Origin of the sequence: Vibrio sp. 10N.261.55.F4 (assembly GCF_041470465.1) — a bacterium.
Classification (GTDB): Bacteria; Pseudomonadota; Gammaproteobacteria; order Enterobacterales; family Vibrionaceae; genus Vibrio; species Vibrio crassostreae_C.
The window spans coordinates 26,679-50,834 of the sequence record NZ_JBFRMM010000045.1 but is presented as its reverse complement, the minus strand read 5'-3'; the positions used below and the strand labels follow the sequence as shown (position 1 = coordinate 50,834).

Sequence of the window (24,156 nt, the reverse complement as noted above, 5' to 3'; positions counted from 1 at the left end):
ATCGCTAGAGTCGCTGGTGAATACAATGCTTATTTTACCGCCTGTCAGTCACTGTTTCACATCTTTCCAAGGCAAACGCTAACAGAAGCGCATTCCAGTTTGAAGGGTTAAGTCCTACATACAAGATGTGCGTTAGGTCACACTCCACTATATTCTTTCCTGTCTCTCCATCACTTTATTCCGACCACAGTCATTATGATTTTAGCTATTATTACGACCTTGCTTTGCATCGTTACCGTCAAGTTTCTAATCACACTTGCGAACTTAGAGCGCCATCGTATTCACATTGAACCTAAAATATCGTTCAAAAGAACTGAGTGGCCGACTGTTTCCGTCATTATTCCTGCGCGAAATGAAGAAGACAATATTGAAATCAGCCTTGGCTCTCTATTGAAGCAGAGCTACCCAAAAGACAAGTTTGAAGTCATTGTTGTTGATGACTTTTCTACTGACTCAACCCGTGCAAAAGTAGAAGCATTGATCAGTAAGTTCGACGTTAACGCGCGCTGTATTTCAGGTAGAACGTTACCGACCGGATGGCTTGGTAAGAGCAATGCATGTATGGCTGGCGCACTCAACGCGAGCGGTGAATATGTGTATTTCATTGATGCAGATACCGATTCAGCACCCGCGATGCTACAGAGCGTTATCGACTTTGCTATCCAACAAAAAACTGATCTCTTATCGTTTAATCCAAAACAAACTTTTGCGTCTGTGGCAGAAAAAGCGACCTTGCCGGGCATCTTTCTATCGATCGCATCTTATATGAACTTTAAAAACTCGAACGACATGACTAAGGAAGAAGCGATTGCTAACGGTCAGGCGATGTTGTTTACCCGAAAATCCTACGACGCAGTCGGTGGACACGCCGCAGTAGCAAACGCTATATCGGAAGACATCGCCTTTGCAAAAGTCATGAAGGTCAATGGATTTAAGATTTTCTGGGCATTTGCAGACAAACTAATGAGTACGCACATGTATTCAGACTTCAACTCAATCTGGGCTGGCTTTTCCAAAAACATGAATCTTATTGTGAATTGTCAATCGCAAGCACAAGCTTTAAAAGTCTTCATCAAAGCCAACATCATCGCATGGGCGGGACCGCTTTTGATGCTGGTATCGGCGAACGCCTTCATCAGTGACATGTCTGCCATTCATGCTTATTCGCTCATTGTCAGCTCTGTGATGCTCTTGGTGTCGATCGTCACCTACTTCATTTTGGTTAAGGAACTGTTTGTTCCCGCAAAATTTGCGTTAACCGTACCCTTCGGTATTTGTGTTCAAAGCCTACTCGTGCTGAACAGTTACCGCTTATCTAAAACCAATAAAATCAGCTGGAAAGGGCGCTCATTAACATGATGAATAAGATTATTACTTTGCTTCTTCTTGCTTGTTCAGTTTCGGTGTTTGCATCAGACACCGATGGCTGGTCACTGGCACGCGATAAAAAAGGCATCGAGGTTTATAACCGTAAAATTGAAGGCAGTCACTTTAAAGAATTTCGAGCAGAAGGCGACATCAACGCGTCCCTCACTTCTATTATCGCACTCTTTATCGATACCTCTGTTGGCACGCAATGGGTAGAAAACATCGATGACATGGAAGAAATAGAGCATTTTAGTGCGGCGCACACGATCACCAAAACCTATACCAAGGCACCTTGGCCAGTTGCCGATCGTGAAGCTATCGTAGAGAACGTCATCACTCAAGATCCAGAGACGATGGTTGTCACCATTGATCAGCATGGTAGGCCTGATTACCTGCCAAACAATAATAAAAAAATCATCAGAGTGGCTGAATTAGAGGCGAGTTGGATCCTGACACCAATCGACGAAAACACCACCCATATCTCTTATCGAGTATTGAGTGATCCAGGTGGCGATATTCCGTATTGGCTCATTAACATGGTGGCCGTTTCTCAGCCTTACAACACGCTTCGCGGGTTATCTAAGATGTTGGATTCTGGTGAGTACACCGATCGTCGCCTTGATTTCATCGAGAACTACACGTCACTTTAACAATGCAATGAATACTCTAGAGGTCTATATTGTGAAATTTCCATTCTCTCCAATCGCAGCGATATTGCTTGTAGCATCAAGTTCAGTATTTGCTAATCAAATTATTGTCGATACTAAAGGTGTTGATGAAACACAGTATCACGCCGATCTGTATGAATGTGAGCAATACGCTCAACAAGTGAAGCCTGAAGAGGTCGATTCTCTTGGCAGCGATATTGTCGGTTCAACCGCTAAGGGTGCAGCGCTGGGTGCGGTTGGTGGAGCCGTCTCTGGCGGGAGTGGTCATGATGGTGCAAAAATTGGTGCTGGCATCGGTATTATCAGCGGCGCTTTAAAGCACGGTGCTCAAAAAAGACAATCCGCCGAGCTATCTGAGCAGCAGAAGTTTCAAGTGAATCGTAACTGTATGATCAACCGAGGCTATACCGTTCTTAACTAGCGGATAACCGAGCAAAATGGCGTTTAATCGATGTTCACGCCATTTTGCGTAGCTGAGTCAAAGCAGAGTTCAACCATAGTTCCTGAATCGCCACCTTAAAGTTCGTTCAAATAGACAGTGAGCATTGACCCCTATTTAAAATAGGCTTATCATTAATCGTCTTTTAACGATTAATGAAAGTGAGACGTCAATATGAACTCAACTTGCTCGACATCTGGTGGCTGTTCTCTGCCCATCGAACACGGTGATGCTAAAGCAGAAAAGCAAATGGCCGCACTGGCGAAAGCACTCGCTCACCCAGCAAGAATACGTATATTGAGTATCCTTTCCACGTTAGAAAAATCGGGCGGCTGCTTGAACAGTGATCTGGTGAGTGAATTGGGTTTAGCTCAATCAACGGTATCAGAGCACTTAAGAATATTGAAAGCCTCAGGTTTTATTACGGCTGAGTCGATTCCGCCGAAGATGTGTTACCGCATCGACCGCGACAATATTCAACGCTTCGAATCGATATTTAACAGCATTTTAAAATAGAAGTTCACGCTTGAATGATCGGCTTTGATAGCCTTTACTTTTAAGCGTGTTTTTTTGCCACAACCAATCGTTTTTCGACGATTTACGATATCAACTAAGAGAGATTATCATGAAACCAAAGTTAGGTTTTCTAGATCGCTACTTAACACTGTGGATTTTTATTGCCATGGGCCTTGGTGTACTACTCGGCACCCTATTCCCACAGATCGAACAGTGGAACGATTCAATGTCTGTTGGCACCACTAACATTCCGCTTGCGATTGGCCTTATCTTAATGATGTACCCACCTCTGGCTAAGGTTAACTACAACCTGCTAGGCACTGTGGTAAAAGATAAGAAAGCCATTAAGCTCTCTTTGATCATGAACTGGATCGTTGGTCCAATTCTGATGTTTGTATTGGCACTAACTTTCTTGGGAGACCACCCAGGTTACATGGTTGGGGTGATTCTGATTGGTCTTGCTCGTTGTGTGGCGATGGTTCTGGTTTGGAACGACATCGGCGGCGGTAACAAAGAGTACGGCGCGGCATTGGTTGCTCTAAACAGTGCATTCCAAGTGGTGAGCTACAGCTTTATGGCGTGGTTGTTCATCAGCGTTCTTCCACCAGTATTTGGTTACGAAGGCATGTTGGTTGATATCTCGATGATCGACATTGCACACAGTGTACTTATCTACCTAGGTATCCCATTCCTAGCGGGCTTCCTAAGCCGTAAGATCCTTGTGTCGATGAAAGGCGAGCAGTGGTACAACGACGTATTTATTCCACGCATCTCTCCAATCACACTGATTGCACTACTGGCGACTATCGTTCTGATGTTCAGCCTGAAAGGTGAAATGATTGTTGAACTGCCAATGGACGTTCTATTAATTGCGGTTCCACTGACTATCTACTTCACTGCGATGTTCTTCATCAGTTTCTTCATCGGTAAAAAGATGGGCATCGAGTACGACAAGAACGCATCAATTGCATTTACAGCAACAGGTAACAACTTCGAGCTAGCGATTGCCGTGGCTATCTCAGTATTCGGTATCAACTCAGACCAAGCGTTTGCAGGCGTTATCGGTCCACTGATTGAAGTCCCTGTGCTGATTTACCTTGTGAACGTGGCGCTTAAGATGAAAGACAAGTACTACAACGGTCAGACGGTTAAACCTAGCGTATAGCATCTACGTCTACACCTAGAACTAGAACTAACAAAAAGCAGCATCACTTTGAACAGAAAGGCTCACACGTTAAACGGTGAGCCTTTTCTTTATTCAGTTTCGTCTAATAGGCCTTTCAATGCTTGTTCAAGCCAAAGTAATGCAGGACCTTTTGAGCGTGTTTTAGACAGAACAAGATCAACCGGAGGCGACCAAGTTTTATGGTCAAATGACACATTCACCTCTACCAAGCGCTGTTTAATAAGCTCTTCTTCAACAAGGTGTTTCGGTAAGTATGCCCAACCGATATCGCTACCAAGAATCATCTCTTTAATGACGATAAAGCTGTTTGACCACCATACCTTTCCGGCAATCAGCGGAAACTGATCCATCACCTTACCTTTGTCTCCCCTCAACATTAACTGACGATGCGGGAGTAAGTCAGAGAGTTTCGCCACACCTGTTTTTGCGAGCGCATGACTTGGATGACACACAGCAATAAACGGTAAGTGACCGATAAAGCAAGGCTCAGAACCGACATCAAAAGCCAAGTTGGTAAACATCAATCCAATGTCGGCCCTCTCTTCGATAATTAACGGATTGACCTCTGTCGTGGTACACGCAACCAGTTCCACTTCAGTCGCAGGGAATTGTTGACTGAACTGACTAAGGATCTTAGATAGATTCGGGACCAATAGTGAATCATCTAATGCAATTTTGATGAGCCCCTCTTCACCACTGCCCATCGCACTAACCGTCACATTCAGATCTTCAACCTGAAGCACGATCGCTTTCACCTGTTTAAATAACTGCTCGCCCGCTTTGGTTAGTGAAGGCTTTCGAGTCGAACGATCAAAAAGCTCAACATTAAAATCGATTTCAAGATTACTGATGCCTTGGCTCACCGCCGACTGCACCTTCCCCAAATGACGAGCACTGGCAGAAAATGACCCTAATTCAACGGCATACACAAACATTTTTAGTTGTTCAATGTTGTACATTCGGTGTCTCCCAAAACTTACTATCACCGTATGTGATACTAACCATCTTTATATTATCACTTAAGTGGATATTATCTAGCCAAGTCATTAGCCCATCGGCGGCTATTTAATCGTAAAGAGAGTTAGAAAAATGTCACATAAAGAACGCATGTTGCACATGGTGCTATTTGAATTGGTTGCTTTGGTTTTAATGGCAGGGCTTGCAACCTATGTTACAGGAAATGGCGCAGGTGAAATGGCAGGCTTAGCGCTCGCAATATCATTGATAGCGATGGCTTGGAACTACGTTTACAACTATGGCTACGACAAAATTTACGGAGCAGACCGAAGCAAAAGAACCAAGAAAACACGTGTTCTGCACGGATTAGGTTTTGAGCTTGGCTTAATGACAGTGACTCTACCTGTCTTGATGTGGGTTCTACAACTCGATTTCCTAACCGTACTGATCATGGACATCGGCCTAGTTATTTTCTTCGTACTTTACGCGATAGCGTTCAACTGGGCGTATGACTCGGTTCGATATCAATTGGTTGCGAAAGGAAAAGTGGCAGCTCTGGTTTAGAGCGGTAAGTTCGTCTCGTATAACAAGAACATACACCCAAATGAAAACTGCCAAACTACAACATAGTTGGCAGTTTATTCATTTATGCATATAAGCTCATTTGTTAACGCCCTTGTTACATAGCAAAAACATCACACAGCCCTCCCTAATTAAGTCTAATAATCCGCCACTCACGAAGTAGCATCACAAATCCAAACATAAACTCCTCGTACCAGTTGCGCATTCATTTACATATAGGTAGTTTGAGCGGCTTCGCAACCTATCAATTCGAGCAATGACGTTCATGCGAGCATCTTTTTCGAGCAAAAGTGTTCGGATTAACATTTCAAGTGACTTTAATTAACAATTTTATGCTCAAACGCTCACTTTTGATGTTCGTTTATTTTCGAGTTCGCAAATATATGCACAATACACGTGCTAGATAAGCAAAACTAAAAAGGACTCGAACATGACAACAAACAAACACCCTTCTTTATTTGGGCAATGCTTGGCTGAATTTATCGGTACAGGATTACTCATATTCTTTGGCGTTGGCTGTGTGGCCGCTCTGGTATTAACCGGTGCGACATTCGGACAATGGGAAATCAGCATCATCTGGGGCTTCGGTGTTGCGATTGCAATTTACTGTACTGCCGGCGTTTCAGGCGCACACATCAACCCAGCCGTAACGATTGCACTGGCCATGTTCCATGGTTTTGATAAAGCGAAAGTGGTGCCTTACATCATTTCGCAACTGCTTGGCGCTTTCTGCTCTGCAGCATTGGTTTACAGCCTGTACAGCAACCTATTTACTGACTACGAAATCGCACATAACTTTGTTCGTAGCAGCCAAGACGCACTATCAACTGCTGGTATCTTCTCGACTTACCCACATGCTTCACTTTCTTTCTTCGGCGCTTTTGCTGTGGAATTCGTGATTACTGCAGTGTTGATGTTTGCCATTTTAGCGTTAGGTGATGAGAACAACGGCGCATCTCGCGGTGCAATGAACCCTCTACTGATCGGTATTCTTATCGCGGTTATCGGTGGTTCTTTAGGTCCACTGACGGGCTTTGCAATGAACCCTGCTCGTGACTTCGGACCAAAACTGTTCGCTTACTTTGCAGGTTGGGATTTCGCACTAAGCGGTGCACGTAATATTCCTTACTTCATCGTTCCAATTCTTGCTCCAATTGCTGGTGCGTGTTTTGGTGGTTGGTTGTACCCACGTGTTATCGGTGCTTACCTACCAGTAGAAGGCCAAGGCTGCACAATTCCAAACCAATGTGAAACAGAAGAAGAAGCTGAACAAGCTCAAGCTTAATCCCTAAGCGACCTTACATTTACTAAAATATAAATAACGAAAGAAAAAGGATTCTTACCATGACCGAGCAAAAATACATTGTTGCCCTAGACCAAGGCACCACAAGTTCTCGCGCTGTAATCCTCGATCACGATGCAAACATCGTTAGTTCTTCTCAACGAGAATTCACTCAGATTTACCCGAAAGCGGGTTGGGTTGAGCATGATCCAATGGAAATCTGGGCGACTCAAAGCTCTACATTGGTTGAAGCTCTTGCTAAAGCAGGCATCCGCAGCGATGAGCTAGCGGGCATTGGTATCACTAACCAACGTGAAACCACCATTGTTTGGAACAAAGAGACAGGCAAGCCTGTTTATAACGCAATCGTATGGCAGTGTCGCCGTACTGCAGACATCTGTGAAGACCTAAAAGCGCGTGGCCTAGAAGACTACGTACGTGACAATACAGGCTTAGTCCTTGACCCGTATTTCTCAGGTACAAAAGTAAAATGGATTCTAGACAACGTTGAAGGCGCTCGCGAAGACGCTGAAGCTGGCAAATTACTGTTCGGTACCGTTGATACTTGGTTGGTTTGGAAAATGACTCAAGGACGTGTACACGTTACGGATTACACCAACGCGTCACGCACTATGTTGTTCAACATCAACGACCTATGCTGGGATCAGAAGCTACTTGATGAAATGGGCATTCCAGCAATCATGATGCCTGAAGTGAAGCGCTCTTCTGAGGTTTACGGTCAAACGAACCTTGGTGGTAAAGGCGGTACTCGTATCCCAATCGCGGGTATTGCGGGTGACCAACAAGCTGCACTTTACGGTCAAATGTGTGTAGAAGCAGGCCAAGCTAAGAACACTTATGGCACAGGTTGTTTCCTTCTAATGAACACAGGCCAAGAGAAAGTAACATCAAAGAACGGCCTACTAACAACGCTAGCATGTGGTCCTAAAGGTGAGCCTGCATACGCACTTGAAGGTGCAGTATTCATGGGCGGCGCATCAATCCAATGGCTACGTGATGAAATGAAGCTACTGGCTGGCGCAGAAGACTCTGAGTACTTCGCAACGAAAGTGGATTCTTCAAACGGCGTTTACGTAGTCCCTGCGTTTACTGGTTTAGGCGCACCATACTGGGATGCTTACGCTCGCGGTACGATTGTTGGCCTGACTCGTGGTGTTAACTCTAACCACATCATCCGTGCAACGTTGGAAGGTATTGCTTACCAAACGCGTGACGTACTAGACGCGATGCAAGCTGACTCAGGCATCAAGCTAGCGAAACTACGTGTTGATGGCGGCGCAGTAGCGAATAACTTCCTAATGCAATTCCAATCAGACGTGCTGGATACTGAAGTTCACCGCCCTGAAGTAACGGAAGTAACCGCTCTGGGTGCCGCTTACCTTGCTGGCCTAGCGGTTGGTTTCTGGGACAGTATTGATGAGCTTCAAGACAAAGCCGTTCTTGACCGCACCTTCATGCCGCACCACGACGAAGAGAAGCGTAACCGCCGTTACAAAGGTTGGAAACGTGCTATCAAGTGTGCACAGGTTTGGTCTGAGCTGCACGATGACGATGACAACGAGTAATACTAAGTACTCAGCTAATCGTTAATCATTAGCCGCTGATCTAGGAACTCGAGTAATCTAATCGACTAGATTGTTCGAACCTCAGCAAACGAAACTAAAAAGAGCACTATTTTGTGCTCTTTTTTGCGTTTCAGGCTAAAATTCCGCGTTTTGCGCAGCGTTTTTGCGGTTTAGACATGATTCCTTACCATCATTACTTCTCTCTTTTCATCAATTCGAGCACAATAGCGTGAGTTTATATTTTCGATTTTGACGCGCTAGAGCCCTTTGCGCGCAGGGAGTGGTAAGTTAAGTGAAGCAGATACCAAGACACCAGCAGATTGTAGATCTGGTAAAAACACAAGGATATGTGAGTACCGAAGAGCTCGTTGAAAAGTTCGATGTCAGCCCACAAACCATCAGACGAGACCTCAATGAACTTGCCGATAGCAACAAAATTCGTCGCTATCATGGTGGTGCAACCATTCCTTTAAGCTCGGAAAATACCTCGTATAACACGCGTAAAGCGCTTAACTTCAACGAAAAAGACGTGATCGCAGACGAACTAGTTAAGCACATCCCAGATGGTGCAACCCTATTCGTTGATATCGGTACCACGCCAGAATCGGTAGCACGCGCCCTCAACAAAAACCACAAACAACTAAGAGTCGTCACCAACAACATCAATGTTGCCAGCATCCTTCTGCCTAACCCAGAGATCAAGGTTATCCTGGCGGGTGGCGAAGTACGCAACCGTGATGGTGGCATTGTTGGTGAAGCGACACTCGATTTCGTGAAGCAGTTCCGCCTCGATTTCGGTATCTTGGGCATCAGTGGCATCGACTTTGATGGCTCACTGCTCGACTTTGATTACCACGAAGTTCGTGTGAAACAAGCCATCATCGAAAACAGTCGCAGCATCTTCTTAGCCGTCGACCACACCAAGTTTGGCCGTAACGCGATGGTTAAGCTCGGTAATATCTCTCAAGCGCACATGGTCTTTACCAATAAACAGCCACCAGAAGAGATTCTCAACATCCTTAAAGATTCAGCAATACCATTAGAAGTGATCGATACCGCTCGTCCTGTGAGCGAATAACTCACATAAGTGCTCGGTGAGCCACTTTCTATAATGAATCACGATTCTTTATAGAAAAGTTAAAAAAGTAAAACTTGCTCACTACCACTGTCGCTTCTATGCTCGAATTAGACTTATTTGAACCTCTGCTTTCATAAGCAGAGGTTTTTTTATGCCCAAATCACATAAAACGCGCATAAACGAAAATAATAAATGACCGCAAACGAAAGTTCATATAGGATTCAATTATGTTCTAAAATGCTCGTTCGCTCAGAAGAGGTCAAAACCATGAGTGCTCAACAAAATAATTCAAACAACAGTACATCCTCCACTTTAGACTTGATCGTGATTGGCGGCGGCATCAATGGTGCAGGCATCGCGGCAGATGCAGCAGGTCGTGGTCTAAACGTTGGCTTATACGAAGCAAATGATTTCGCGTCTGCGACGTCTTCTGCTAGCTCAAAGCTTATCCACGGTGGCCTACGCTACCTTGAACATTACGAATTTCGTTTGGTTTCGGAAGCACTCGCTGAACGTGAAGTCTTGTTAAGAAAAGCACCTCATGTTGCTCAACCAATGCGCTTCCGTTTACCTCATCGACCATTTTTACGCCCAGCTTGGATGATTCGCTGTGGCCTATTCCTTTACGATAACTTGGGTAAGCGCACCACTCTTCCTGGAAGTAAGACCGTCAACCTAGCAAAATCAGGGCTACTGAAACCAGAAATGAAGACAGGCTTCGAATACTCAGATTGCTGGGTGGATGATGCTCGTATGGTATTGCTCAACGTGTTGGCAGCAAAAGAAAACAACGCAGAAGTACGTAACTACTGCCGTGTTGAAAAAGCGCACCGTGAAGGTGGTGTTTGGCATGTAACGATCCTTGATGTGATGACAAACCAACGCTTTGAACGCAAAGCAAAGGCGCTTGTTAACGCTGCTGGTCCTTGGGTTAAACAGTTCTTTGATGATGGATTAGAGCAGGCTTCGCCTCGTAACATTCGTCTTATCAAAGGCTCACACATTGTTGTGCCACGCATTCATGACGAGCCACAAGCGTACATTCTGCAAAACAAAGACAATCGCATTGTGTTCATGATCCCTTACCTAGATAAGTTCTCGATCATCGGCACCACCGACCTTGAATACAAAGGCGACCCACGTAACGTCGCAATTGATGATGTCGAAGTGGATTACTTGATTGATATTGTTAACCAACACTTTGTTAAACAGCTTGGCCGTGAAGACGTGGTTTGGACATACAGTGGCGTAAGACCACTTTGTGACGACGAATCTGATTCACCACAAGCGATCACTCGGGACTACACATTGGAATTGGATGCAGAACTGGATCAAGCACCACTGCTTTCGATCTTCGGTGGCAAACTAACCACTTACCGTAAGCTCGGCGAAGCGGCACTTAAAAAGTTAGAACCACACCTAACCAACATGGGTGCACCATGGACAGCGAACGACACGCTTCCAGGTGGTAACTTTAGTTGCAGCAGAGAGCAGCTTGCGAAGATGATCCACACCAAGTACCCTTGGATATCAGAAGCACTGTTACTACGTTATGTGACTCAATTTGGTACTTACACTTGGAAGCTGCTGGAAGGTGCAACGAGCGAAGCTGATCTTGGTACCCAATTCTCAAGCGAAGCACACGGCGTTTATCAAGCTGAGATCGATTACTTGATCAATGAAGAGATGGCGATGACTGACGAAGACATCTTGTGGCGCAGAACCAAGCTTGGCCTGTACTTAAGTGAAACAGAGCAGCATGCAGTTTCTAGCTACTTAAAAGAGAATCTTGAAAGCACTGTGGTGAACTTTTCTCAAGTCGGTTAGTTCTTCTAGCAAAACCATCCGCTCCTGAATATAAATAATGACAAAGCTTAGCGCTCCCCACGCTAAGCTTTTTTATTGTCTACTATTCCGCTCAGCCTGAGACTTTATTCACACCTCTATTTTCAACAAAAACTAAATAGTGTTTTATTAATCCGGTTGATTATCAACTTCACAAAAGGTTGCTATTCTTTATCTCAACGAAACAACACATTTAAAAACGCTCACCATGTCAGCGCTTTAATAACGTTTGTCTCTATGTTTTCTCCCAATACGGCGGATTACCATAATATTCAGAGAAGTAGTCAATGAAGGCTCTCACCTTTGGTGCAAGTAACCTTGTGCTTGGGTACACAGCCCAAATTGCAGGCTCTGATGTTAATGGGTAATCTTCTAATATTTGAACCAGCTGACCGCTTTTCAGTTGTTCATAGGCACACCAATTCGATGTCACCGTGATACCCATACCACCTGAGGCTGCGTCACGCAGTGCTTCTCCGTTATCTGCCCTGAACGACCCAGATGCCTTAATCGTCTTAGGCCCGCTTTCAGTATTGAACGTCCAGTTTTCTAAACCAATTAAGCTAATACACTGATGATCATTAAGATCTCGAGGTGTGGCTGGCTTACCATATTTGATTAAGTAATCAGGCGATACACACACAATACGCTTGTCTGTCGCAAGTTTTCGGGCAATCAGTGTCGAGTCTTTCAGCTCCGAGATGCGAATCGCGATATCAAAGCCACCCTCAACAACATCCACCATCGAATCTGATAGTCTGAGATCGACTTTTAACCCAGGGTAGCGCTCTAAGAATCCAGGTAAAGCAGGGACAAGATGCAAACGCCCAAAAGACGCAGATGCGGTAACTCTCAGCGTTCCGGTTGGAGAGTCACAGCCCACACCAACCGCCGATTTGGCAGCATCGACGCTCGATAACACCTCTTCAGCATGAGGCAAGAACGCTTCCCCCTCTTCGGTTAAAGAGACCTTACGAGTGGTTCTATGCACCAAGCGAACGCCTAAATTGTCTTCCAGTTTACTAATGTGCGAGCTTGCAACAGCAGGAGACAAACCAAGCTCTTGCCCAGCCATGCTGATGTTATGTGTGGAAGCTAAACGAACAAACAATTTGAGGTGTTCAATATTCATGAGATTACCAATAAAATCTTAAAAATCGTGTACCAGTAACCCTCATTATGCGTCATTAACATAACAATACAACGTATTAACTCAGTTGAATTGTGAAGAAGTGATTGAGCCAAAACGAAAAAAAACTCCCGAAGGAGTTTTTGTCTAAGTCTGTAATTCGCCATTTAGCTAGTCAGCAAAATTGCCAACTCACTAGCCAGTTAAACGAGCATGCAGTGAATCTTTAAGCTCAGAACGATCATGTTTCAATTGGTGCATCGAGCCGTCATCAATGGGTGAATCTTTCAGCTCTAGTTTACGAATCTCTTTATCAAGGTTGTCGTATGTCTTCATATCTTCTGCAAAGCCATCGTCAGTTTTAGCAAGCTCAGCAATTTTGTCTTTCATTTCAGGAAATTCGTGAACAAGAGAGTGATTTTCACCTAGCATAGAAACCTCTTAAGTTGAGTAAAGTGATTGGTAGTACACATTCATTATTTACCTTAGCAAGGGACTCAAATAACAAATGAGATCCAGTACACAGCCTAGAATATAGACAGTTCAGATTCACAAATTTACAACATCCACCAAGAAAATGGCTTTGCTGATTTTGAATTGTCTCAGCAACGGAAGTAGGTTTATGGCGATTATCCCGCCTCGAAAACAATACTTCTTTCGATTTTTACTTAGCCTGCAAGTATCGTTTTTAACTAAACGCTACCAAGCAAACGTCTGAATAACACTGTCTTTAGCCATTGGGTTTGATGCTATCGCATGGTTCACCTTAGCCAAAAATTGCTCTCTTGAATCAAGCAGGAAACCTTTCTGAGTCACGATGTTATTACCATGGTCGCCCCAATAGAAAGTGTCGATGTTTAGATTCTCAAGCAGATACTTTTCTTCTTCTAAGATCTGAAGTTGCGTCGGCATAACGAACTTGCCATCTTTTACTTCTTGTTCCATCACGGTTCCTGGCTGAATCGCTAACGCCATTGGCGCTATCTGCTCAGGCTTCATGATATTCAGTAATCTTGTGGTCTCGACAATATGTTCACGTGATCGATCACGACCGCCAAGGCCGAAGATAAACGAAAGTAAGGTTTCAATGCCGGCTTCTTTGGCTAATTCCATGCCTTCGATCGCTTGTTCTGGTGTCATGCGCTTTTTGATGTTGTCGAGTACAACCGCATCGCCTGACTCCAACCCCGCATAAGCCATAGTGAGACCGGCACTTTTAAGCTCTTTAAGTTCGCTCAAGCTTTTACGACGGAAATCGTTCAAACCACTATAGAGCGATACTTTTCTGCTTTCTGGAAAGGTATGACGAAGCTTATCCAAAATCTTAAGGAGATAATCCGTGCGGGCGGCCATCACGTTGCCATCGATAAGGAAAATTGATTCAACATAAGGATAAATCAGGCGAGCTTCTTCGATATCTTTAAACACATCCTCAATATCACAAACCTTGAATCGTTTATCGCTGAACATATTACAGAACGTGCACGTGTTGATACTGCAACCTAAAGTGGTTTGAATCAGAATGCTCTTCGCCTCTGTCCATGGACGATATACTTTTCCCTCGTAATTCATATTGGTTTCTCCGGTCTATAAGCACGAGAGCGTGCTTTAATAAAACAGAGTTTATCAACACCAGTATTCATTGATAATTCGCGATATAGTCGAATCAGTTTTTAGATTTTGTATAAAATAAAAGCCTTGTGACAACACAAGGCTTTGTAGGGGTAACTCTCTACCGGAGCAGCTGAAAATGTGTTTCCACAAAAGAAGATTAGCTGCTGCACCCTTGGGTATGAACTCGATTCATGTCGTCACCGACTTGTGCTTCTTGAGACCCCGTCGATTGGCATCCTGCCACGAATAACAGCGTTACAGATAAGATAAGCCATTTCATAATAAATCCTCTTTCGGTCATGACTAAAGCATAGTGCTTAAAAGCGCGGATACCTCAGTCATTAACTAAAACCTTACCTACCGATAAGGCCTTGGTTAATGAACAAAGCATCGCTTCTTTAACTAACGACCTGCTTTTGTACAAAAAACTTTCACTTCAACGAATGAAAATCGTACAAGAGCGAAAATAGGACAGCTATGGAACTAAGAATAAGAACTAGAAGTCAGTCACTCGTCGCCAAACGTACAGCCGCTTCTGCATGAATGGCTGTGGTATCAAACAAGGGAACATCAGTGTGTTGCTGCTGAATCAGGAGGGCGATTTCAGTACAGCCCAGAATAACGGCTTCTGCACCTTGTTGGCCTAGCTTCTCAATGATTTGACGGTATACATCTCGAGATTCTTCTTTTACTTGGCCTCGACACAGCTCTTGATAAATGATGTTGTGGACTTTCTCTCGGTCACTCTCATCAGGAATCACCACATCGATACCGAATTTGTTAGTCAGACGGCCTTTATAGAAATCTTGTTCCATGGTGAAAGCGGTACCGAGTAATCCAACTTTCTTTACACCCTGTTCAAGCAACTTCTGCGCTGTGGTATCAGCGATGTGCAAGATAGGAATCGTGACCTTCTCTTCGATCTCAGGAACGATCTTATGCATGGTATTGGTACAGATCAGGATGAAGTCCGCTCCGGCTTTCTCTACCGATAAAGCCGCGTCCGATAAGATATCCGCCGTCTCAGCCCAGCGACCTTGATGTTGAAGCTTTTCTATCTCATCGAAGTTCACGCTGTACATACAAACCTTTGCAGAATTGAGCCCGCCGAGTGTGGCTTTAACGCCCTCGTTGATGGATTTGTAGTAGCTCACTGTCGACTCCCAACTCATACCGCCGAGCAAACCGATCGTTTTCATTTTGCTATTCCTTTAATTTCCGACTAACTCGATTAAACCGTCATGCATTGAAAATTTATAGTACGTTCTTGCTTAAAGCGAACCCATAACACCTTATTCCTTTCAAACGATTGCTTTCAAACCGTTCATTCCCAAAACCTCCGCTCACAAAAAAGGCTCGAATTTAAAATCCGAGCCTTTGAAGTTTTGACCAAGGGTATACTTGGCGTTAGTACACCTCACACCAATCGGATTTCATGTCGATCAGTGTCCAATCCTCTCTGGAATTCGCCTCATCTAGCGCTTTATCAAGCTTGCCAACGTGAGACTCACGATCGTACTGCCACTCGCGCTCAGCATCAGTGTGATAAACAATCATAGCCATTGAGTTGGGTTGGCTCGTAGCCCATTGCATCATCGCTTGGTCACCGTTGGTTTGCCATCGTTGTAGCTGTAGTTGTATTTAAGCGCACTACCGATGATTTGCTCTGTAGGAATATTGTAAGCTTGTGGAGCCCACGCCCTCATGAAGTCAACGCCTCCGCCCGACACAATATAAGTATTAAAGTCATGCTCTTACAGGTAAGTCAGCATCTCTTTCATTGGCTGATAAGTAAGGTCTGTGTAGGCTTTGTTGAAACGTTTATCTTTTGCTACCGTCAGCCATTGCTCAACGTCTTGCTGGTATTGCTCAACAGTCATACCAGAATGTGTCGCCATGATGATTTTCAATAGCCCTTCTTCACCGCTGCCCAGAACGCTCTCAATATCATCTTCGAGTACAAACTTAAACGGTGCTTCGGTTTTCCATTCAGGGTGATCAGGCGCCATCTCTTTTACACGATCTAGTGCAAAGGCTAATTGGAAGTAATAAGGCTTTTCCGACCAAAGCGTACCGTCGTTATCGAACACGGCAATGCGATCTTCAATTGCCACGAACGTATCAGACTCAGCTTTAGTGGCTTGCCCAACAAAGTCGACGATAGCGGATTTGCTCTCGCTGTCCTTCCAAGAAGGCAGCAAGTTGGGATCACAATCTTTAGCAAAAGATGAGAAAGAGAGACTGGATAAGATCGCGACAGATAAGAGGGTTATTTTCTTCATAGCAACTACCATGTTGTTGAATTAATTGTAGGGTTTAATTCAATTCATCCTAGTTGGTCTACTCTGATTTGCCACTTATGAACACTATAACCAATGCTCATGTTGGTATTAGATTAGTACCACAGCTAAGCTGGCTGAGGGTGCTCTGCGATGTATTTATCGAGAACTTAAAAGGAGACAAACAAAAAAGCAGAACTTCAATTCCTCAAAGTTCTGCTTTAACAATCCATGACTGCTTACGCTCTGCGCTTTTTGAAAGCGTGCCAGCCAGCGCTGAAAATTGTTTTTAACACCACACCGAGTGCGCTTAATTTAGGGTCGGCATTCTTGCCAGAGGCGATGCGCCACATTTGATGTTCATACCAAACCAGCCCGACCATCGCCATCTTGTCTAATGCGGGCTTTCCTGTGGTTGGCACCGTTAGTGGCATGCCGTGGCTAGGGTCTTCAATTAACTTGTTAGGGAAATCAGGATCAACCGCCATTGTGCGTGCAATACCAATAAAATCGGTCGCCGAGGTGTTTAATGCTTCATTCATTGCTTGCGCGGTTCGAAAACCACCCGTGACCACCAGCGGAGTGCTGACGAGTTTTCTCGCCTTCACCATGTAATCCATAAAATACGCTTCACGTTTTACCGTGCTGGCCTTGATTGGTTCAGCTTTGCTCTTTGAACCCATCATTGATGGACTTTCATAGGTGCCGCCAGAGATCTCAATCAGGTCGATACCGTTATCACTCAGTGTTTGAACAACCTGCATCGACTCTTCTTCAGTGAAGCCACCTTTCATAAAGTCAGCGCTGTTGAGCTTAATTCCGACAGGGAAATCTTCACCGACCTCTTTTCGAATCGCGCGATAAACCTCAAGCACGAAACGAAGTCTGTTTTCGAGTGACCCACCCCATTTGTCTTGGCGTTGATTGTGTCTAGAAGACAAAAACTGACTGACAAGATAACCATGAGCACCGTGAATCTGCACGCCAGTAAAGCCTGCTTGTTTTGAAAGCTTTGCACTCAGCGCAAATTTATCAATGATTGCGATTATTTCCGTCTCAGTCAGAGCTCGTGGCGTATTGAAGCCTTTTTCTAATCCGCGCTCTAAAGAGATAGCTGAAGGGGCAACCGGGCTATCACATAAGAATTTAGGGATTTGCTTTCCTGGGTGGTTCAATTGCATCCATATCTGCGAACCATTTTGTGTTCCAGCCTTCGCCCACTCACGAAATACGCTTAAGTCACTTTGCTCATCTAACACCACGTTTTTAGGTTCACCAAGCGCACCTCTATCGACCATCACGTTGCCCGTCATGGATAGGCCAATTCCTCCTCGAGCCCAACGCTGATAGAGCGTGACTAAACCTTGCTTAGGGTTATGGTGTTTATCACCTAGCTGTTCACTCATTGCCGATTTGAACAGGCGATTTTTGATCACTTGACCATTAGGAAGAAAAAAAGGGTCGTTGAGGCAGATTAGATTCATGCGCGTGGTTACTTTCTTGGGTTTATACATTCAGTCCAGTATGCCCTATTTTATCCGACAGTTCTGAGCATTTAGTGCCTATTTCGAAGCAAGTTTCACTCAATAATAAAATGCCAGCGGCATAGCAGCTGGCATTAATCGATTATAAATAGAATCTCAAAAACTGGGCTGGCGCTGCTGAAATATGTCAACCAGAAAGGCTCAAACACTCTTTACGCTCATGGTAATTGTCGTTATTGTGATTCTCTACGCCATCATCACAAGGACTGTCTGAGAGTTATGAACAGCACGATTGAAACTATTCTGGGGCACCGCTCCATTCGTCAATATACAAATCAACCGATTGAAAAAGCACAACTTGATGTGATTATTCAGGCTGGTCTCGCGGCTTCATCATCGAGCTTACTGCAGGCTGTTTCTATCGTGAGAGTGACAGACACAGAGAAGCGTAAACTGCTAGCAGAATACGCAGGTAACCAAGCTTACGTTGAGAATGCGGCTGAGTTTTTAGTGTTCTGTATCGACTATCAGCGCCACGCTCAAATCAACCCTGAAGTGAAAACCGACTTTACTGAACTGACCCTAATTGGCGCGGTAGATTCTGGCATCATGGCGCAAAACTGCATGTTGGCTGCTGAGTCTCTAGGTTTAGGTGGCGTATACATTGGCGGGTTACGTAACAGCGCACAACAAGTGGATGAACTGCTAGAACTGCCACAACACACCGCCGTATTGTTCGGAATGTGCTTAGGTCACCCGGCACAACAACCAGAGGTTAAGCCTCGCCTTCCTGCTCACGTAGTTATGCACGAAAACCAATACCAACCGCTGAGCCTAGATGACATTGCCAGCTACGATGATTCAATGCAGAGCTACTACGCAAGCCGTTCAAGCAACCAAAAGCAGATCAGTTGGTCACAACAGATCACTCAAAAGCTGTCTGGCGAATCTCGCCCGCATATCCTGCCTTACTTGAACAGCAAGCAGCTGACCAAGCGTTAAGCCGTTAAGCCGTTAAGCCGTTAAGAGCTTGCAACAAACCACAGCAAACAACAGTACAAACAAAAATGTCAGCGTAATATACGCTGACATTTTTATTTATCCGGAGGCGGCTAGCTTACAGATATTTCTCAATCGGTAGCAATTGCAAAAAGCCTGACTGCATTCGTTCCCACTTACCCGTTTCTGGTTCGCTGTCCCAGCTTTGATCGCCTGAATACCAATACACATCACCGTCTTCCAGTTCCAAACGCCAGCTATTGTCGTCACTCATTGCTTGCTCAATAGTTTTTGCTAACGTTTCAGCAATCTCTTTATTCTCGATGATCAAAACCGATTCAGTATTGAGGTAGGTAGAACGCAAGTTGAAGTTAAATGAACCGATGCTCGCGATGCTGCGGTCGAATACGACTGATTTTGCGTGCAAGCCATAGGCCGTCTCAGGTGCACATTTCGACAAGTCCTGAGTCGATGCTTCACAAAGCTTAGATTCTGGTTTTAGCTCAAACAGGTCGATACCATGCTCCAACATATCGTAACGTCTGCCCGCATAAGCGGAGTGATTGGTCACCAGATCATTAGACGCCATAGAGTTCGTTAGCGCTTTTATCTCAACGCCCTTGTTATTCAATACCTGCCACTCTTCAAGCTGACCATCATCGAATACAAGGTAAGCCGATTCCAATAAGATCTCTTGTTTCGCTTCGCTCGCTAACTTACCTAGAAGAATCGCGGTCGCTTTTGGTTCATCAGTATTATCGGAGTCATCAGGGATGGGTTGATCATAAACAAAACGCGCATTCACCCAAGTCATCTCACCAACCACCTCTTTCAGTAAACTATCAGCAGCCTTACGATCTAATGGTAATTCAGGATAATTTTGATAATGCGGAACGACAATATTATCTATCTTCGAGAGATCAGGTTGTTCGTCATCACCCAGCATATCGACAGGGTAAGACCAACGGCTGTTCCAGTATTCAACAAAACTGGTTTGGATGGTGTTAACTACCGAGCCCATAACTAATACATCGCGGTCTCGGAAATTGATTTCATCAGAAAGGTCAAAGTATTCATCACCGATATTACGGCCACCCACCACAGACAAGGTACCATCTACGGTAAACGATTTATTGTGCATGCGGCGATTTAAGCGAGAAAAGTCACCAACAAAGCTCAGCCATTTACTGAAACCACGACGTGTCGGCGTTGGGTTGAAGATACGAATCTCGACGTTCGGGTGCGCATCCAGTGCCGACAGCAAACCTTCACGTTCGTTGAGGTTGATATCATCCAACATTACGCGCACCTTAACACCACGCTCAGCCGCGGCTAATAAACGGCTAGCGAGATAGCTTCCCGATTCGTCAGAGTTCCAGATGTAGTATTGAATGTCGATGGTGTGCTCGGCACTTTCGACCAGTGCTAATCGCTGTGCCAAAGCATCCCAACCGGACTCTTGCAGACGAACCGCAGTGGTGCCTTGCTCTAAAGCTTCAGGCTGAAATTCATTGGTTAGAACCGATAAAGTGCTGGGTGCAGGAGAGGTTGGCGGTTCTGTTGGATGATCGATGCCTTCAGGAAGTGAAGAACACCCACCTAAAACGGCGATTAAGATTAACGTTAAACTGATGCGTTCGAGCACAGGCATGTATCTGACTTCCTTTTCACGATGGCGTCTTTAGAAACTTTCCGTACAGCTTTTCAATGAACAAGCTATTCCGATCTATTCATTGATTATTACTGCTAAAGCCTGAAATTTATAGGTAATTATCCAGTATAAATTTAAAGGTCGGTAAATTGGCCCACAAATCACTTAAGTTGGGTGAGTGCCAAACAGTATAAACTCAGCGGCTTTTCGACCATGTCAATGGTGAGCTCTATTCGGTCTGGGTGATGCTTCACCATTGTTTGGAGATCTAGTTTCACCGCTTGATTTCACACTAACAGGCGTGTCGACTTACTTATATGAGATTGTGCAAACGCATTACTTACGTAAGCGCTAAAGCTGTTGTTCATCTAAGGGACATGTAAGGATCAACACCGAAAACATTGTTCACGCTACATAACGTTTATCGTCCCTACACAAGCCTTCCCTACAAGCTCAAACGGGGCTGAATAAAGTCGATAAACGCCGAGATACGTTTAGAGACCGATGACGACTTGTAGTAAACCGCATTCACTCGCTCTCGGTCTGTGTTGGCAAGTTTGTCTTGTTCCAGAATAGGGATTAGACGCCCTGCTGCCATATCTTCCTGCACCATAAACCCCGATAAACAAGCAATCCCATTTCCAGCTAAGACTAGTTGACGCACGGTTTCACCATTACTGGCTGTCACAGTAGGCGCGACATCACTTTGGTTTGGTAAAGGCCAATGGTTAAGCACTTTGTTACCCGCAAACCCCACAATTTGATGCGAACTCAAATCTTCAGGTCTGGTGGGCAGCCCACGCTTAGCGAGATAATCAGGTGACGCAACAATATGGAGTAAACTTTTTCCTAACGGGCGAGCGTGCAGTGTTGAATCGGACAACTTACCGATTCGAATCGCAACATCAGTTCTCTTTTCGAGAAGATCAACGAAGCCTTCGTTGGAAGTGAGTTCCAACTCAATGTCTGGGTAAGCCTCTTTGAATGACTGCACCAACGGCACTAGCTGATGGAATACGAATGGACTGGCGGCATCGACTCTTAAACGACCTTTTGGCAACTCTCCGCGCGACACGATTTCTTCTTCCGCGCTCTGAATCATCTGTAATCCCACCCTGACTGAATCGACAAACTGCCGTCCTTCCTCCGTCAATTCCACGCGTCTCGTTGTTCGGTTGAATATTGAGACGCCGAGTTGCGACTCAACCTTACTCACCGAACGAGACACCTTGGCGACCTGCACATCCAGCGCCTCTGCCGCCGCAGAAAAACCACCAGCATCGACAACGGTGAGTACCATTTCTAAATCATCTGAACGGGTTAACATGAGGCTCCTTCGCTATCTTCATTTTGTTTAATGTCATCTCGCTTGTACTCATCACAGCTCAAATCATCTGAGTCTTTTCGATCTCATCAGCTTAACCCAATGATCGGCTAACTCTTTAATTATTGCAAATTTCACAAAGGTTATTTGTGAATAGCGGCATTTTTCACAAATATATTTTGCTAGATAATCCTCGCCATCAAACGAAGCGCTCCTATTGCAGTCACAAGCTGCCCCATTTTATCGCGCTCGGTATTTAACAAAGAACAGTAAGAGAGATGATTATGCCATTAGCATTACTTGCATTGACGCTCAGCGCCTTTGCCATCGGAACCACAGAATTTGTCATCGTAGGCTTGATTCCTACCATGGCGAGCGACTTGAATGTATCTCTGCCATCGGCAGGCCTATTAGTCAGTTTATACGCGCTTGGCGTTGCTATTGGCGCACCAGTATTAACGGCATTAACCGGAAAGTGGAATCGTAAAGCGGTATTGCTAACCGTGATGGCATTGTTTGTCATTGGTAACTTATTGGCGTGGCAAGCTCCAGGCTATAACACGCTGATCGCCGCACGAATTTTGACTGGCCTTGCCCATGGTGTGTTCTTCTCGATCGGATCGACCATCGCGACAGGTTTGGTTTCAAAAGATAAAGCAGCCAGTGCCATTGCGATCATGTTTACGGGTTTAACGGTTGCATTGGTAACTGGAGTACCACTGGGCACTTATATCGGCCAAACCTTTGGATGGCAAGCGACCTTCTTGATCGTTGCTCTGCTTGGCCTTATTGCTCTTATCGGTAGTGCTATCTTGGTTCCAAGCAACCTTAAGCAACCACCTGCGGCGAAGATTTCGGCACAACTAAAGGTTCTAACTCAACCACGCTTACTGTTGGTTTACGCTATCACAGCACTAGGTTATGGCGGTACGTTCACAGCGTTTACGTTCCTTGCTCCAATACTGGAAAATGTATCAGGGTTTGATTCGAGCTCTATCAGTCTCATCATGTTGGTTTACGGTGTGTCAGTGGCGGTAGGTAACATCTGGGGCGGAAAAATGGCCGACAAGATGGGCCCGATTAAAGCGTTGACCGTTATCTTCTCTGGTTTAGCCGCAGTACTGGTGGTATTCAACTTTACCGCAGTAAACCCTTACGCAGCTGTTGCTACCATTTTGGTTTGGGGTGCATTCGCATTCGGTAACGTTCCGGGGCTACAAGTGTATGTTGTGAAACTGGCTGAGAAATACACACCAGACGCAGTCGATGTCGCTTCTGGGTTGAACATTGCAGCCTTCAACGTCGGTATCGCATTAGGCTCATGGGGCGGTGGTTTGATTGTCGCGAAATCTGGATTAATGAACACCCCTTGGGTAGGTGCTGTGATCGTTCTGATCGCTCTTGTTCTGACTCGATTCAGTGGTGCGTTAGATAAGAAGCAAGCACAACAAGCTGTTCCATCTAGCATCTAGCATCTAGCATCTAGCATCTAGCATCTAGCAAGAATAGAAAAAACAAAGCCCGAACCTAGGTTCGGGCTTTATCAATTCAATCTGATTATTACTCGTTATCGATCGCTTTCAGCACTTTACATGGATTACCGACTGCAACCACATTGGCTGGGATGTCTTTGGTTACGACACTGCCCGCGCCAATCACACTGTTTTCGCCAATGGTGACACCGGGGCAGATAATTACACCACCGCCAAGCCAAACATTGTTGCCAACATTAATCGGTGTGCCAAACTCAACGCCTTCTTCTACACGGCCTTTCACATCGAGTGGGTGACCTGCAGTCAGGATTTGAACGTTCGGACCAAGCAGCACATTGTCGCCAATAGTCACTTCAGCCACATCCAAAATCACGCAGTTAAAGTTAGCGTAGAAGTTCTTGCCTAGCTTGATGTTCGAGCCGTAGTCACAACGAAATGGAGGTTCTAAATGCGCATTTTCACAGTCCGGAATGAGCTCTTGCGTTGCTGCTTCCCATTCAGATGTGCCAGGAATACTGTTATTGAGTTTTTGAAGCACCTTGCGACATTCGATACGAGCTGCATAAAGCTCTTTATCCCAAGCCTGATAAGGTTCACCTGCTAGCATTTTTTGTTTTTCTGTTTTCACGTTACTTACCTGTTCTCACATCAATTAGCTATTTTCATATTACTTATC

Annotated in this window: 22 protein-coding genes and 1 pseudogene; 12 read left to right on the top strand and 11 right to left on the bottom strand. The window is 44.9% G+C overall.

What is annotated here, in order from left to right:
• Nucleotides 1-195 precede the first annotated feature (195 nt).
• From AB4249_RS20850 to arsB, 5 genes are all read left to right on the top strand, one after another.
• The gene (locus AB4249_RS20850; protein WP_017064013.1) at nt 196-1,359 is read left to right on the top strand and encodes a glycosyltransferase family 2 protein; all 1,164 of its coding nucleotides are present in this window, start codon (nt 196-198) and stop codon (nt 1,357-1,359) included.
• Nucleotides 1,356-2,018: an START domain-containing protein gene (locus AB4249_RS20845; RefSeq protein WP_065583761.1), complete on the top strand. Its 663-nt coding sequence runs from the start codon at nt 1,356-1,358 to the stop codon at nt 2,016-2,018. The genes AB4249_RS20850 and AB4249_RS20845 overlap by 4 nt, the downstream gene beginning before the upstream one ends.
• Nucleotides 2,019-2,049: 31 nt before the next feature.
• Entirely contained in the window at nt 2,050-2,457 is a 408-nt protein-coding gene (locus tag AB4249_RS20840) for a glycine zipper family protein (protein ID WP_029235181.1), read from the top strand.
• Nucleotides 2,458-2,649: 192 nt separating this feature from the next.
• A complete protein-coding gene (locus AB4249_RS20835; protein WP_017064015.1) occupies nt 2,650-2,991 on the top strand; it encodes a helix-turn-helix transcriptional regulator in 342 nt (113 codons plus the stop codon).
• Nucleotides 2,992-3,100: 109 nt separating this feature from the next.
• Entirely contained in the window at nt 3,101-4,156 is a 1,056-nt protein-coding gene (gene arsB, locus AB4249_RS20830; protein WP_017065681.1) for an ACR3 family arsenite efflux transporter, read from the top strand.
• Between the two features lie 89 nt (nt 4,157-4,245).
• Here the strand turns inward: arsB and AB4249_RS20825 are convergent, their stop codons facing one another.
• Nucleotides 4,246-5,136 carry a LysR family transcriptional regulator gene (locus AB4249_RS20825; protein WP_017066099.1) on the bottom strand — a complete coding sequence of 297 codons (891 nt, stop codon included), beginning with the start codon at nt 5,134-5,136 and terminating at the stop codon, nt 4,246-4,248.
• Between the two features lie 130 nt (nt 5,137-5,266).
• On the opposite strand from AB4249_RS20825, the gene AB4249_RS20820 reads away from it, so the two are divergent.
• From AB4249_RS20820 to glpD, 5 genes are all read left to right on the top strand, one after another.
• On the top strand, nt 5,267-5,698 hold the full coding sequence (locus tag AB4249_RS20820) for a PACE efflux transporter (RefSeq protein WP_372104624.1): 432 nt from the start codon (nt 5,267-5,269) through the stop codon (nt 5,696-5,698).
• 448 nt (nt 5,699-6,146) lie between these two features.
• Complete coding sequence (locus AB4249_RS20815) at nt 6,147-7,001, top strand: MIP/aquaporin family protein (RefSeq protein WP_229649507.1); 855 nt, start codon at nt 6,147-6,149, stop codon at nt 6,999-7,001.
• Nucleotides 7,002-7,060: 59 nt separating this feature from the next.
• Nucleotides 7,061-8,584: a glycerol kinase GlpK gene (gene glpK, locus AB4249_RS20810; protein WP_004732235.1), complete on the top strand. Its 1,524-nt coding sequence runs from the start codon at nt 7,061-7,063 to the stop codon at nt 8,582-8,584.
• 292 nt (nt 8,585-8,876) lie between these two features.
• Entirely contained in the window at nt 8,877-9,662 is a 786-nt protein-coding gene (locus AB4249_RS20805; protein WP_004732237.1) for a DeoR/GlpR family transcriptional regulator, read from the top strand.
• Nucleotides 9,663-9,929: 267 nt separating this feature from the next.
• Nucleotides 9,930-11,489 carry a glycerol-3-phosphate dehydrogenase gene (gene glpD, locus AB4249_RS20800; protein WP_372104619.1) on the top strand — a complete coding sequence of 520 codons (1,560 nt, stop codon included), beginning with the start codon at nt 9,930-9,932 and terminating at the stop codon, nt 11,487-11,489.
• 253 nt (nt 11,490-11,742) lie between these two features.
• Here the strand turns inward: glpD and AB4249_RS20795 are convergent, their stop codons facing one another.
• The 7 genes and pseudogenes from AB4249_RS20795 to AB4249_RS20765 all read right to left on the bottom strand — a co-directional run bounded on the left by AB4249_RS20795 (nt 11,743) and on the right by AB4249_RS20765 (nt 18,013).
• Nucleotides 11,743-12,639: a LysR family transcriptional regulator gene (locus AB4249_RS20795; RefSeq protein ID WP_102428071.1), complete on the bottom strand. Its 897-nt coding sequence runs from the start codon at nt 12,637-12,639 to the stop codon at nt 11,743-11,745.
• Nucleotides 12,640-12,831: 192 nt separating this feature from the next.
• A complete protein-coding gene (locus AB4249_RS20790; protein WP_065606862.1) occupies nt 12,832-13,068 on the bottom strand; it encodes a YdcH family protein in 237 nt (78 codons plus the stop codon).
• Between the two features lie 267 nt (nt 13,069-13,335).
• Entirely contained in the window at nt 13,336-14,208 is an 873-nt protein-coding gene (locus AB4249_RS20785) for a radical SAM protein (RefSeq protein ID WP_372057863.1), read from the bottom strand.
• Nucleotides 14,209-14,407: 199 nt separating this feature from the next.
• The gene (locus AB4249_RS20780; RefSeq protein ID WP_258182976.1) at nt 14,408-14,530 is read right to left on the bottom strand and encodes a hypothetical protein; all 123 of its coding nucleotides are present in this window, start codon (nt 14,528-14,530) and stop codon (nt 14,408-14,410) included.
• Between the two features lie 223 nt (nt 14,531-14,753).
• Nucleotides 14,754-15,449, bottom strand: a complete 696-nt coding sequence (locus AB4249_RS20775) for an aspartate/glutamate racemase family protein (RefSeq protein ID WP_372057865.1) — start codon at nt 15,447-15,449, stop codon at nt 14,754-14,756.
• A 208-nt stretch (nt 15,450-15,657) separates the two neighbouring features.
• Nucleotides 15,658-16,532, bottom strand: a pseudogene (locus AB4249_RS20770) (HAD family hydrolase).
• 236 nt (nt 16,533-16,768) lie between these two features.
• Nucleotides 16,769-18,013, bottom strand: a complete 1,245-nt coding sequence (locus tag AB4249_RS20765; protein ID WP_372057866.1) for an NADH:flavin oxidoreductase/NADH oxidase family protein — start codon at nt 18,011-18,013, stop codon at nt 16,769-16,771.
• A gap of 279 nt (nt 18,014-18,292) precedes the next feature.
• Here AB4249_RS20765 and nfsA point away from each other — a divergent pair, with 279 nt between their 5' ends.
• On the top strand, nt 18,293-19,015 hold the full coding sequence (gene nfsA, locus AB4249_RS20760) for an oxygen-insensitive NADPH nitroreductase (RefSeq protein WP_108111048.1): 723 nt from the start codon (nt 18,293-18,295) through the stop codon (nt 19,013-19,015).
• A 115-nt stretch (nt 19,016-19,130) separates the two neighbouring features.
• On the opposite strand, the gene AB4249_RS20755 is transcribed toward nfsA, so the two are convergent.
• Both AB4249_RS20755 and AB4249_RS20750 read right to left on the bottom strand, forming a co-directional pair.
• A complete protein-coding gene (locus AB4249_RS20755) occupies nt 19,131-20,663 on the bottom strand; it encodes a phospholipase D family protein (protein WP_372104616.1) in 1,533 nt (510 codons plus the stop codon).
• Nucleotides 20,664-21,108: 445 nt separating this feature from the next.
• Nucleotides 21,109-21,990, bottom strand: a complete 882-nt coding sequence (locus AB4249_RS20750; protein ID WP_102428076.1) for a LysR family transcriptional regulator — start codon at nt 21,988-21,990, stop codon at nt 21,109-21,111.
• A 281-nt stretch (nt 21,991-22,271) separates the two neighbouring features.
• Here AB4249_RS20750 and AB4249_RS20745 point away from each other — a divergent pair, with 281 nt between their 5' ends.
• Nucleotides 22,272-23,459: an MFS transporter gene (locus AB4249_RS20745; RefSeq protein WP_017062388.1), complete on the top strand. Its 1,188-nt coding sequence runs from the start codon at nt 22,272-22,274 to the stop codon at nt 23,457-23,459.
• An 88-nt stretch (nt 23,460-23,547) separates the two neighbouring features.
• Here the strand turns inward: AB4249_RS20745 and AB4249_RS20740 are convergent, their stop codons facing one another.
• Complete coding sequence (locus AB4249_RS20740; protein ID WP_017064028.1) at nt 23,548-24,108, bottom strand: sugar O-acetyltransferase; 561 nt, start codon at nt 24,106-24,108, stop codon at nt 23,548-23,550.
• Nucleotides 24,109-24,156: the final 48 nt, after the last annotated feature.

Excerpts from the sequence above, each read along its gene's own strand:
- AB4249_RS20850 (WP_017064013.1), top strand. The coding sequence starts at position 196 with ATGATTTTAGCTATTATTACGACCTTGCTTTGCATCGTTACCGTCAAG.
- AB4249_RS20845 (WP_065583761.1), top strand. The coding sequence starts at position 1,356 with ATGATGAATAAGATTATTACTTTGCTTCTTCTTGCTTGTTCAGTTTCG.
- AB4249_RS20835 (WP_017064015.1), top strand. The coding sequence starts at position 2,650 with ATGAACTCAACTTGCTCGACATCTGGTGGCTGTTCTCTGCCCATCGAA.
- arsB (WP_017065681.1), top strand. The coding sequence starts at position 3,101 with ATGAAACCAAAGTTAGGTTTTCTAGATCGCTACTTAACACTGTGGATT.
- AB4249_RS20825 (WP_017066099.1), bottom strand. The coding sequence starts at position 5,136 with ATGTACAACATTGAACAACTAAAAATGTTTGTGTATGCCGTTGAATTA.
- AB4249_RS20820 (WP_372104624.1), top strand. The coding sequence starts at position 5,267 with ATGTCACATAAAGAACGCATGTTGCACATGGTGCTATTTGAATTGGTT.
- AB4249_RS20815 (WP_229649507.1), top strand. The coding sequence starts at position 6,147 with ATGACAACAAACAAACACCCTTCTTTATTTGGGCAATGCTTGGCTGAA.
- glpK (WP_004732235.1), top strand. The coding sequence starts at position 7,061 with ATGACCGAGCAAAAATACATTGTTGCCCTAGACCAAGGCACCACAAGT.
- glpD (WP_372104619.1), top strand. The coding sequence starts at position 9,930 with ATGAGTGCTCAACAAAATAATTCAAACAACAGTACATCCTCCACTTTA.
- AB4249_RS20795 (WP_102428071.1), bottom strand. The coding sequence starts at position 12,639 with ATGAATATTGAACACCTCAAATTGTTTGTTCGTTTAGCTTCCACACAT.
- AB4249_RS20790 (WP_065606862.1), bottom strand. The coding sequence starts at position 13,068 with ATGCTAGGTGAAAATCACTCTCTTGTTCACGAATTTCCTGAAATGAAA.
- AB4249_RS20785 (WP_372057863.1), bottom strand. The coding sequence starts at position 14,208 with ATGAATTACGAGGGAAAAGTATATCGTCCATGGACAGAGGCGAAGAGC.
- AB4249_RS20780 (WP_258182976.1), bottom strand. The coding sequence starts at position 14,530 with ATGAAATGGCTTATCTTATCTGTAACGCTGTTATTCGTGGCAGGATGC.
- AB4249_RS20775 (WP_372057865.1), bottom strand. The coding sequence starts at position 15,449 with ATGAAAACGATCGGTTTGCTCGGCGGTATGAGTTGGGAGTCGACAGTG.
- AB4249_RS20765 (WP_372057866.1), bottom strand. The coding sequence starts at position 18,013 with ATGAATCTAATCTGCCTCAACGACCCTTTTTTTCTTCCTAATGGTCAA.
- nfsA (WP_108111048.1), top strand. The coding sequence starts at position 18,293 with ATGAACAGCACGATTGAAACTATTCTGGGGCACCGCTCCATTCGTCAA.
- AB4249_RS20755 (WP_372104616.1), bottom strand. The coding sequence starts at position 20,663 with ATGCCTGTGCTCGAACGCATCAGTTTAACGTTAATCTTAATCGCCGTT.
- AB4249_RS20750 (WP_102428076.1), bottom strand. The coding sequence starts at position 21,990 with ATGTTAACCCGTTCAGATGATTTAGAAATGGTACTCACCGTTGTCGAT.
- AB4249_RS20745 (WP_017062388.1), top strand. The coding sequence starts at position 22,272 with ATGCCATTAGCATTACTTGCATTGACGCTCAGCGCCTTTGCCATCGGA.